Source organism: Pseudomonas sp. 51_B (genome assembly GCF_017491595.1).
Taxonomy (GTDB): domain Bacteria; phylum Pseudomonadota; class Gammaproteobacteria; order Pseudomonadales; family Pseudomonadaceae; genus Aquipseudomonas; species Aquipseudomonas promysalinigenes.
Map to the genome: position 1 here is coordinate 1 of NZ_JAFGYW010000471.1, position 431 is coordinate 431.

Genomic DNA, 431 nt, shown 5'->3' on the forward strand with positions numbered 1-431 from the left:
CCCCATAGGGGGGCAAAAAGGGAAGGATTGCTGACGTCACGTCCCCGTGTGGCAGCTATAATCTTTTGTAATGTAACGCTTTTCTTAAAGCCTCTGCGTCATAGCGCCGCTTTCAGGGCGCCCTGAAGGAGAAGCAAATCCTCTGGCAAGGGCGCCTCCCAGTGCAGTAATTCTCCCGTCCTCGGGTGCTCCAATACCAGCAAATAGGCATGCAGGGCCTGCCGCCCAAGCGCGGTCAGGGCGGCTTGCGACTCGGGGCCGAGCTGGTTCGCCTTGGTCTTGAAATGCGGGCCATAGACGGCATCCCCCATCAGGGGATGGCCGATATGGGCGAGATGGACGCGGATCTGGTGGGTGCGCCCGGTCTCGAGCTCGCAGGCGAGCAGTGTCGCGATCGGCTTGCCGTCGCGGCCGTTGAAACTCTCCAAAAT

At 60.6% G+C, this 431-nt stretch carries 1 pseudogene; it reads right to left on the reverse strand.

What is annotated here, in order from left to right:
- Positions 1-98 precede the first annotated feature (98 nt).
- Positions 99-431, reverse strand: a pseudogene (locus J5M56_RS25780) (pseudouridine synthase); the annotation flags it as partial.